This window comes from Microvirga sp. RSM25, from assembly GCF_044784385.1.
Taxonomy (GTDB): Bacteria; Pseudomonadota; Alphaproteobacteria; order Rhizobiales; family Beijerinckiaceae; genus Microvirga; species Microvirga tunisiensis.
The window spans coordinates 3,133,592-3,142,296 of sequence record NZ_CP173039.1 but is presented as its reverse complement, the minus strand read 5'-3'; the positions used below and the strand labels follow the sequence as shown (position 1 = coordinate 3,142,296).

Annotated in this window: 16 protein-coding genes; 7 read left to right on the top strand and 9 right to left on the bottom strand. The window is 62.1% G+C overall.

Annotation, left to right across the window (positions count from 1 at the left end; translation table 11 throughout):
- Positions 1-5: 5 nt before the first annotated feature.
- On the top strand, positions 6-227 hold the full coding sequence (locus ACD578_RS14925) for a hypothetical protein (RefSeq protein ID WP_152710516.1): 222 nt from the start codon (positions 6-8) through the stop codon (positions 225-227).
- Positions 228-276: 49 nt separating this feature from the next.
- Here ACD578_RS14925 and ACD578_RS14920 read toward each other — a convergent pair whose 3' ends face one another.
- The 4 genes from ACD578_RS14920 to ACD578_RS14905 all read right to left on the bottom strand — a co-directional run bounded on the left by ACD578_RS14920 (position 277) and on the right by ACD578_RS14905 (position 3,366).
- On the bottom strand, positions 277-1,002 hold the full coding sequence (locus ACD578_RS14920; RefSeq protein ID WP_404286165.1) for a metallophosphoesterase: 726 nt from the start codon (positions 1,000-1,002) through the stop codon (positions 277-279).
- Entirely contained in the window at positions 995-1,810 is an 816-nt protein-coding gene (locus ACD578_RS14915; RefSeq protein ID WP_244627021.1) for a nucleotidyltransferase family protein, read from the bottom strand. The genes ACD578_RS14920 and ACD578_RS14915 overlap by 8 nt, the downstream gene beginning before the upstream one ends.
- 177 nt (positions 1,811-1,987) lie before the next feature.
- Positions 1,988-2,362: a hypothetical protein gene (locus ACD578_RS14910; protein ID WP_152710520.1), complete on the bottom strand. Its 375-nt coding sequence runs from the start codon at positions 2,360-2,362 to the stop codon at positions 1,988-1,990.
- A gap of 143 nt (positions 2,363-2,505) precedes the next feature.
- Positions 2,506-3,366 (bottom strand): BON domain-containing protein, encoded by an 861-nt coding sequence (locus ACD578_RS14905; RefSeq protein WP_404286163.1) that lies wholly within the window; start codon positions 3,364-3,366, stop codon positions 2,506-2,508.
- A gap of 189 nt (positions 3,367-3,555) precedes the next feature.
- Between ACD578_RS14905 and ACD578_RS14900 the strand changes: the two genes are divergently transcribed.
- The 3 genes from ACD578_RS14900 (at position 3,556) to infA (ending at position 4,611) form a co-directional block, all read left to right on the top strand.
- A complete protein-coding gene (locus ACD578_RS14900) occupies positions 3,556-3,816 on the top strand; it encodes a hypothetical protein (protein WP_404286161.1) in 261 nt (86 codons plus the stop codon).
- A gap of 213 nt (positions 3,817-4,029) precedes the next feature.
- Positions 4,030-4,239, top strand: coding sequence for a cold-shock protein (locus tag ACD578_RS14895; RefSeq protein ID WP_091138623.1), 210 nt, complete (start codon positions 4,030-4,032; stop codon positions 4,237-4,239).
- Positions 4,240-4,329: 90 nt separating this feature from the next.
- On the top strand, positions 4,330-4,611 hold the full coding sequence (infA, locus tag ACD578_RS14890) for a translation initiation factor IF-1 (protein WP_009494617.1): 282 nt from the start codon (positions 4,330-4,332) through the stop codon (positions 4,609-4,611).
- A 67-nt stretch (positions 4,612-4,678) separates the two neighbouring features.
- Here the strand turns inward: infA and ACD578_RS14885 are convergent, their stop codons facing one another.
- Positions 4,679-5,227, bottom strand: coding sequence for a sigma-70 family RNA polymerase sigma factor (locus tag ACD578_RS14885; RefSeq protein ID WP_404286158.1), 549 nt, complete (start codon positions 5,225-5,227; stop codon positions 4,679-4,681).
- Positions 5,224-5,469, bottom strand: a complete 246-nt coding sequence (locus ACD578_RS14880) for a NepR family anti-sigma factor (RefSeq protein ID WP_404286156.1) — start codon at positions 5,467-5,469, stop codon at positions 5,224-5,226. The genes ACD578_RS14885 and ACD578_RS14880 overlap by 4 nt, the downstream gene beginning before the upstream one ends.
- 213 nt (positions 5,470-5,682) lie before the next feature.
- Here ACD578_RS14880 and ACD578_RS14875 point away from each other — a divergent pair, with 213 nt between their 5' ends.
- Positions 5,683-5,841: a DUF3309 family protein gene (locus ACD578_RS14875; RefSeq protein WP_152710527.1), complete on the top strand. Its 159-nt coding sequence runs from the start codon at positions 5,683-5,685 to the stop codon at positions 5,839-5,841.
- 237 nt (positions 5,842-6,078) lie between these two features.
- Here ACD578_RS14875 and ACD578_RS14870 read toward each other — a convergent pair whose 3' ends face one another.
- Entirely contained in the window at positions 6,079-6,372 is a 294-nt protein-coding gene (locus ACD578_RS14870; protein WP_404286154.1) for a hypothetical protein, read from the bottom strand.
- Between the two features lie 347 nt (positions 6,373-6,719).
- Here ACD578_RS14870 and ACD578_RS14865 point away from each other — a divergent pair, with 347 nt between their 5' ends.
- Entirely contained in the window at positions 6,720-6,983 is a 264-nt protein-coding gene (locus ACD578_RS14865; protein ID WP_404286152.1) for a cold shock domain-containing protein, read from the top strand.
- A 4-nt stretch (positions 6,984-6,987) separates the two neighbouring features.
- Here the strand turns inward: ACD578_RS14865 and ACD578_RS14860 are convergent, their stop codons facing one another.
- Together ACD578_RS14860 and ACD578_RS14855 are read right to left on the bottom strand one after the other, a co-directional pair.
- Positions 6,988-7,230 carry a hypothetical protein gene (locus tag ACD578_RS14860; protein ID WP_404286150.1) on the bottom strand — a complete coding sequence of 81 codons (243 nt, stop codon included), beginning with the start codon at positions 7,228-7,230 and terminating at the stop codon, positions 6,988-6,990.
- Positions 7,227-7,973 (bottom strand): Crp/Fnr family transcriptional regulator, encoded by a 747-nt coding sequence (locus tag ACD578_RS14855; protein WP_404286148.1) that lies wholly within the window; start codon positions 7,971-7,973, stop codon positions 7,227-7,229. Before ACD578_RS14855 ends, ACD578_RS14860 begins: the two co-directional genes overlap by 4 nt.
- 380 nt (positions 7,974-8,353) lie before the next feature.
- Here ACD578_RS14855 and ACD578_RS14850 point away from each other — a divergent pair, with 380 nt between their 5' ends.
- Complete coding sequence (locus ACD578_RS14850; RefSeq protein WP_404286146.1) at positions 8,354-8,614, top strand: hypothetical protein; 261 nt, start codon at positions 8,354-8,356, stop codon at positions 8,612-8,614.
- Positions 8,615-8,705: the final 91 nt, after the last annotated feature.

Genomic DNA, 8,705 nt, shown 5'->3' with positions numbered 1-8,705 from the left:
AACCGATGGTCAATCCAGGAGTGCCGACCAACGATCCCGTGCCCGGCGGCAATATCCCGAGCGAGGTCCCGCCAGGTTCCATTCCCGATGAGGAGCCGGATATCGGTCCCACGGGGCCTCGCACGCCTTATCCCGTCAACGATCCTGGGATCATGGATCCGAAAGGGCCAGGTTCCGAGCCGGATTACCTGCCGGGCAACCCGACAGACCCCGGAACGCGGCTTTGAGGCGAAAGATGGATGTGCCTCATGAGCCGGCCGCCTCTTGCGAGCCGGCTCATATTTCGATGATGGCGTAGGGCCTACCGGTCGGCTTCTCGATATGCTTGGCGACATTGTAGACCGGCTGTCCGCCGGGCGTGCGGCCCTCGAAGCGGCCGCGATGCGCGTGGCCGTGAACAATGGCGTTCACTTTGAAGCGGTCGATGGTTTCAGCCAGCCGCGATGACCCCAGAAACGGATAGATCTCCAGCGGTTCGCTTTCGATCGTCTCGACGATCGGCGCATAATGAAGAATGACCATGGAACGCTTGGCGCGAACATGACGCATGGCATTCTCGAGCCGCAGCGTCTCGTTCATCGTTTCATTGACGAACTGCTTCATCGCCGGCTCGCCGAAATAGCCCAGCATGCGCCGCCCGAAGCCGCCGGCAAATCCCTTGACGCCCACGAAACCGACACCGTCGATCTCGACGGATTGTCCGTCGAGCAGCTTCAGGCCGGCATCGCGCAGGATATGGGCGACCTCTTCGTGCGCGCCGCATTCGTAATCGTGATTGCCGAGCACGCCAACGACCGGGATCGAGCAGGCTTTCAGATCCTGGGCGAGAAGCTCCGCTTCCTTCGGCTTGCCGAGATCCGTGAGGTCGCCGGCCAGGACAAGGACGTCTGCTTCCCTGGAGATCTCTCCGAAGAGTTCACGGTAGGATTCCGCATTGTCTTCGCGAACGTGAAGGTCGCCAATGGCAGCAACCTTCATCGTTTGCCGTGGTTCGTCACTCATTCCGCCATTCACCTTCGCCGCCCACATCGGCGAAGCCCCATTGCTTCACATCGATCTCGTAATCGATGCGGGAGAACATCCGCCCGCGGCAGACCTTCATCTGCGGCGGCGGAAGATCGAGCTGTTTGGCAAGCCTGTCGAGAAGCTCGTCCATCACCCAGCGCGGAACCTTGTCGCGCTCGGATGGGTAGATCCAGCGGAAATTGAGCAGGTGCATGAGCAGCACCTCCCAATGCACTTCCATGTAGGCGAGCAAGGCGTGCCAGTCGATCTGGTCGTGGGCCTTGAGGATCGTGTGCGCCACGTCGGCGCCGTCATAACGGTGGCGCAGCTGGATGAAGCACTTCGACCAGACGAGCTCGGTCGGTCCGACGATGCGCACGGGAGAGCCGAAGACCTCGATCTGGCGTGCGCGCTCGAACCATTGGTCGCCGATCGGCATGGTGCCGTTGGACGAGGCGAAGATCACGTCGAAGAAATACTGGCCTTTGAAGACTTTGCCGAGCCAGCGGTCGTCCTCGATCTCGACGGAATATCCGATACTTTTGAAATGCGACAGGACCCGGGTGTAGTCGCCGGCCTTGCAGAAGATGTCGAGATCCTTGGTCGGGCGCGTGATGCCCGTGTAGGCTGACAGCGCGTAGGTGCCGGCGAGCAGGAAGGGCAGCCCGAGATGGTTCAGCTCCCGGAGCGCCTCGGCATAGAACGCTTCGGATTCCGGATATTTGAGGGTCGGCTCCGCCTTGGCGTTCATCATGGGAACGCCCGGATGCCCACCGGAGACGAGATCGGGATCGTGAACTGCCATGGCCTTGTCCAAGCGCGGCCGAGAATGCCCCGCGTTCGACAACAGAATGGCCGTAGCGAAGTTCCGTGCCGGCCAAGCTTAATGCCGGGAAGAGCCGAAGGTCAGCAACGGGGTACCGGGATCGGGCGATTGAACGCCCTGCAGCATCGCCAGGAAGCCGAGGAGGCTTGGTTAAGCCTAGTGATCCCCGTGTGAGACCCGGACATCCCGCGGGCTGTTGAGGATCTCGAGCAGGCTTTGGGCGATGTGGCGGGCTTCGTCATCCTTCAGGCGCAGCAGGAAGGGCGGCATCATGCCGGCCTGGAGGGCCACCACGGCCATGCCGTGATCGTCCATGCCGACATCGATGGTCTGGGATGTCACGTCGACCATTTCTTCCGGCATATCGTCACCTTCCTCGCTGCTCTCGCCGATAGCGGCGAGCAGCTGGCTCACGGCCCTGACCAGCGAGCGGGCGGCATGGGGGTCCATGACCACGGCGGTCGATTGCTCGCCCTTCTGGAATGCCAGCTGAATGTTGTCGCCTTCGAGCGTGACGGAAATACCTGCCATGAGCGTCCTCGTCTTTCCCAGCCCCCCATATGGGGGGCGCCTGCTTTAAGGGAAAGGCAAAGGCCTTGGTACGACAGATGCGCCTCGTCCCCAAGGGGAGAAGCGCATCCTGGTAAACCGGCGGCCGTGCGAGCCGTAATCCGTCAGGTCCCGCTGCCCGAGGATCCGCCGGTGCGCCGCCGGGTCGACCCGACGGTGCCTGTTCCGGCGGTCTCGGGCACACCGGTGCTGCCGGCTCCTGCGGAACCTGCGCCGGACATCATGGTGCCGGCAATGCCGGCATCGGCCGCCTGCTGGATGCGCAGGTTGTTCTGCACATGGGTGACGCCGGAGACGGACTCGGCCAGATCTTCCGCATGGCGCTTCTCGAAGCGGCTGTTCACGGTGCCGGTGAGCGTGACCTCGCGGCCCTCCACCCGCACCTCGATCTCCGAGGCGTCGATATGCGGATCTTCCGTGAGGCGGTCGTTCACGTCCTCCGTGATGCGGGCGTCGGAGCGCTGATAGCCTTTCGGCCCGCGGCCGCGATGCTGTTCGGCCTCGCGCATGTCCCTGTCGCGGCGACGTTCCGCATCCTCGTCGCCGAACCAGGACCGGACCTCGTCGCCGGCCCGCTCGATAAAGCCGCGATCCTCGTTGTAGTCGCGCGAGCCGCGCCCGAAGCTCTCCGATCCGGAGCGGTCCCGGCCGTAGCGATCCTGCCCGAACTGATCCGGGTCGCGGCGGCGGTCGGTGCCGAAGAAGGGCCTCTCATAGCCGCCCCGATCGTCGCCGACCACGTCGCGCCAGTCGAGGGCCGATCCGCCGGTGCCGTAGCCGGCCGAATCCCCGAAATCGCGCTCCCGGACATCGTGGCCCCGGCGCCGGCCGTAATCCTCGTCGGAGCGGGATCCGCGGTCGTATCCTGCACTGCGATTGCCGAAGCCGCGGCGGGCGATGTAGCCGTCGTCCTCGCGGTCGCGCCAGTCCATATCTTGATTGCCGTAGCGGCGTTCGTTGGCCATGAGAGCGCTCCTCGTCGTTGTGGGTTCCGGCCACCTCAAGGGCGGCATTTGCGCAACCAACGTGAAGGTGCGGAGGTCTGTTCCTGCCCCCGAGCCGGGCCGCAGCCCTGGTTTTTAACGCTCCGCTTGAACGCTCATGCCGCCTTCGCATTGACCGGGGCAGGATTTCAAACGAACTGAGGTTGAACGATGGCGGATCTGTCCGGGTTGAGCGACGGGGCGCTGGCGGTCTTCGCCTTTGCCGCCTATCACGAGCTGTCGAGCGGGCAGAGGGTCCGCAGCGTGGTCCAGAAGGACAGTGTCGGCCACAGGGCGAGCGATGCCGCCGTGGACGAGCTCGACGGGCGGGGCCTGATCAAGGCCGATGGCCACGAGATCGTCTTCACGCCGGCTGGCGAGGAAGTGCTCCAAGGCATCGTGTCGACGATCCGGGATCTCCGAAGAGCCTGAATTTCAAAGAAATTCACTTCCGGCCCAGAACGGACCTTTGCCTTGTAATTGCCCCATCTGTGCCTTAGGTAAATTCCATCGACATTTGGCCGGACGACTGGGCTTCCCGCTTTGGCACTGCCGGGCGCACGTTCCTTCTCTACCATCTATCGACTAGCGGATGACTGGCCCTTGGCCCACATCCACGTGCAAACGACAGTGAAAGGATTTCCCATGGAAACGGGAACCGTGAAGTGGTACAATGAAACCAAAGGTTATGGTTTCATCCAGCCCGATAACGGCGGCAAGGACGTGTTCGTTCACGCCACGGCACTCGAGCGTGCCGGCATGCGCGGTCTGCGCGAAGGTCAGAAGATCTCCTACGAGCTTCAGACCGACCAGCGCACCGGTCGCGCTTCTGCAGTGAACCTGCAGAACGCATAAAGTTTGATGCCGGAGGACGTGCCCGCACGTCCTCTTGCATATGGCCGTTCCGATTCAGGGGCGGCTTTTTTGTTGTGAGGAAGGCTTTGCATGGCAAAGGAAGAACTGATCACCTTTGAAGGACTTGTGACCGAAATTCTGCCCGATGCGCGCTACCGCGTGCAGCTCGACAACGGGCACGAGGTCATCGCCTACACGGCCGGCAAGATGAAGAAGAACCGCATCAAGACGCTCGCCGGCGACCGCGTGACCGTCGAGATGTCGCCCTACGATCTGGAGAAGGGCCGGCTCATCTTCCGTCATAAGGATTCGGGTGCCTCTTCCGGTCCGCGCCCGCCGCAGCGCGGCAACCAGCAGTTCCGGCGCCGCTAAAACGATAGGCGCACCTTTCATTCAGGCGCGCCTATCGGTTGAGGCTCTTTGGTTGCCTTGAGGCCTGTCAGGCGACCGCGTGCATCACCGAGAGGATGACGCGGTCCGGGCCGAGATCTTCCTCCATATCGGTGAAGTGCATCTGTTCGGCCAGCCGGTTGCGGGCGCGGTTGACGCGGCTCTTGATGGTGCCGACCGCGCAGCCGCAGATCTCCGCCGCCTGTTCGTAGGAGAAGCCCGAGGCTCCCACCAGCAGCAGCGCCTCGCGCTGGTCGTGCGGCAGCCGGGCGAGCGCCTTCTGCAGATCCTCGAAATCGAGATGGGGCAGCTGGTCCGGCTGCACCGAGAGGGCGGCCGCGTATTTGCCGTCCGCATCTTCGACCTCGCGGCGGCGCTTGCGGTATTCGGAATGAAACAGGTTGCGCAGGATGGTGAAGAGCCAGGCCTGCATGTTCGTGCCGGGCTGGAAGCGGTCGATATTGGCGATCGCCCGCATCAGGGTTTCCTGCACGAGGTCGTCGGCGCGGTCCACGTTGTTCGTCAGCGAAATGGCAAAGGCGCGCAGATTCGGCGTCGCCTTGAGCATGGAGTTGCGCAAATCGATGTCGATACTCATGATTGCTGCTTCTCTCCCTTCACGCCATCCAGCCGGTTGATGATCTCGATGAACCGGTCCGGCACTGGCTGCTCACCCAGCGCCAGGGCATCGTAGAACTGGCGCAGCCGCTGGCCGATCTGCGCCTGGACCGAGCGGCTGAGAGCAGGGGATGCGGAGGTGTTGAGGCCAGGAATCGGCTCTGGATCGTCGGGGGGCATATAGGTTGGATTCTTCTTTTGCATTGGATTGTCCTGGTCCATCGAAGGTAGCGACCTCCCGCAGGGGTCGCGCTGACGGCGGCACCCAATCGCCGAGGAGCTAACGTCAAGCCAGGGTGATCGTTCCGCCGCGGGACCTGCCCCTTCAGCGCTCATCCACAGGTAAAAGAGGCGGGAACTTTTTCCCTTACGGCCAAGTTTCCCTGGATGAACGCCGCCCCCATCGAGGCGGCGCCAATGGACGGAGATTTCTCTATGGCACTCAGCACCATCCTGCTCATTCTCGTCATTCTGCTGCTCATCGGCGCCGTGCCCGCCTGGCCCCATAGCCGCGGCTGGGGCTACGGCCCGAGCGGCCTCCTGGGCGTGGTCCTGCTCATCCTCATCATCCTGCTGCTGATGGGACGGCTCTAAGGGCTCCGACAGCGTGAGACAGCGAGGGCGGCCTTCGGGCCGCCCTTCGCGTTTCAGGAAGAAATCCGTCGCTGCTGCAAATTCGGTTCGCGATTGGATTCCGTGGATCCAACCATGTCGCTCTGCAACGAAAAAGGCCGCGCTCCCGAAAGACCGGGAGGGCGGGAGAGAAGAGCGAGATGGGGAAGGGAAAGGAGCGCCACGGCTTACCGCGTGTGGCGCTCCGGGAGGAATGGGTTAGTAGTACACCGGGAAGTCGTGGCTGGCATCGACGAGGGTGTCGCCGTCCGAGATGGAGGCCACCTGGGCCGAAGTCGCGCTGCCGCCGAAGGACGTGTTGAAGGCGCTCTGGTCGATGGTGTTGAAGGACTGCTGGTCGTTGACCCCGCCGCCGAACCAGCTGCTGCCGGTGTCGAGCAGTGTATCGGGGTCGGAAATGTTGGCCAGCTGGGCCGAGGTCGCGCTGCCGCCGAAGGCGGTGTTGAAGACGTGCTGGTCGATGTCGTTTTCGGAGAACTGGAAATTTTCCATAATAGGGCCTCTTCAAGTTGGCGTTGCTCTCAAGACCGCCTGAGATGCTCTCTCTGTTGGCGATGATTGGACTTTGAACCACTTTGACCGACACCGCTGTGAAGCGCGTCACACATCCAAAATTCTTTCGTTCGTGAAGCCGCCCAGGACAGGAACGGCCTGGCGCCAGGATCCGGCAACGATGCTCGGGACGCGAGGCCCTTGCCTCCCCGTCTGCGTAAGGCCTCGAACCGCAGATGTCCTATAGGGCTATTTTGGGGAACTGGATTTCATCTAAGACGTATGAGCCTCTGCTGGCCGGGAAACCGGGCACGCTGTGCCGACGTTTCCGCCCGCGGAGATCATGCATGACTGCAACAGGAACAGTCGCCTGGTTCGACCTTGCCAGGCAATTCGGCTTCGTGGCGCTGAGCAATGGCTACGGAGACGCCTTCCTGCACATGTCGGTGCTCAAGGAAGCCGGGTACGTCTGGCTTCCGCGTGGGACCACGGTGCGGGTCAGGACCGAGGAAGACGGCGGCAAGCGGCGGGTTGCCGAGGTTCTGGAGATCGACGCCAGCACCGCCCGGCCCGGCGAGAGCGAGCCGATTCTGCGCAAGCCCAAAGCCTGAATGATCAGGGGTGACGGGCAAGACGCTGTGCAATCCAGTCCTGAGCGGTGTCGAGGCTGGCGAAGGTGGGGTGGCTTGCTCCATCGATCCGACCAAAGCCGGCCTCCAGGTACCAGTGCCCCGGCGCCACCTCATTGTCGTCCGAGAGGTGAACCAGCACCGCCACCAGCCGCTGCCGATCGAGGACCATCATGCCGTCCTCGTCAAAGCCCGTCGCCACACGGATCGGCTGAAGGGTGAGGGTCATGCGGCCGCCTGATCGCTCTCCAGGTGCAGGTAGGCCGGGTCGAACTCGCCCGCTTGCTTGAGCTTGTCCCAATCGGGGATCTTAATTTGGGTTCCCTTGCTCACGATCAGGCCATCGGCCCGCATCTGCTGCAGCACCCGGTTGACGTGCACCGTCGTGATGCCGAGCGCATCCGCGAACTCAGCCTGGGTGATCGGCAGGTCACAGGCATGGTCCTCGGTCAGGCCCACCGCCCGCAGGCGCACCAGCAGCTCGCACAGCACGTGGGCCATGCGCTGGTAGGCCTCGCGCTGCCCGACATTCATCACCCATTCGCGGAAGATCGCCGCATCGATCAGGGTCTCGCGCCACAAGGCCGCGCCGATGCGCGGATAGAGGAGGCAGATGTTGCGCAGGGCCTCGTGCTGGATGAACCCGACCCGGCAGGTGCTGATGGTGGCGATGCTGGTGTCCAGGGTCTTCAGGTGCAGGCTCTGCAGGTCGGGAATATCGCCGGCGATGGCGAAGGAGACGATCTGGCGCTTGCCGCCGGCGGTCACCTTGTAGGTGGCGGCAAAGCCGCTCAGGATCAGGCAGGAGCGCGAGGGGCGATCCCCCATGCGCACGATGTCCTGATCGTCCTTGATGACCATCACCTGCATCGGCAGGGTCTCGAGCGCCTGGCGCTCGTCCTCGGTGAGCGTGAAGACACTCTCCATCTTCCGGATGAGCGGGTTGTCGTGGGGATGCAGAGAGGCATGCATGCGGCGCTCCTCCTGTTGCAGGCGGGAGCACGTCGGATCTCTCAGCTATCAGCGCCTAATATCGGTTGCCGATAATAAACGACTTAGTGCACGGAAATGGAGCTCTGTCATTGATCTATGTTGTGTTTAGAAAAAACATTTCTTTTATCTTGAAAAACCTTCAATCAATCTTGCGCAACGAGTGCTCTATACAGTGGCTAAACAAAACCTATATTATAAACAAATCCAACATAGGTTACATCTGAGCGCAACTTATGTTACGGCAAAGCCAAACTTATGTTAAAGGCAATTGGGCCCGGCTCTTTTAAGGTGTATTCTCATTTTTCGGGTGTCTGGCCATTTGGCACTGACCTCTCGCCCCAATTTGGAAGGCGAAGGTGATGACCCTCGACATCTCATTTATGCCCATGCGCGTGCTCATCGACGGCCATGACAGCGAGGGCAACCTTGTCCTCGCCGATAACCAGCTCGCGGCCGTGATCGTCCGCCTCGACGGTCAGACCCATGACCCTGAGCACAAGGGGCGTTGGAACCTGGAAGCCGGATTCGGCAAGTGCAACGTTCGTGATGCGCCCTTGTTCAAAACGCCTGAAGAGGCCGGGGTTTGGATTGAACAGATCCTGACGCGTCAGGTCGTGTAATTCCGAAAGTGCCATTCATGGAACCGGCGGCAAATGCATCTCGGCGTATCCGGGAGAGGCACGCAGCGGAATCAGCAAGGGTTCCGTAAAG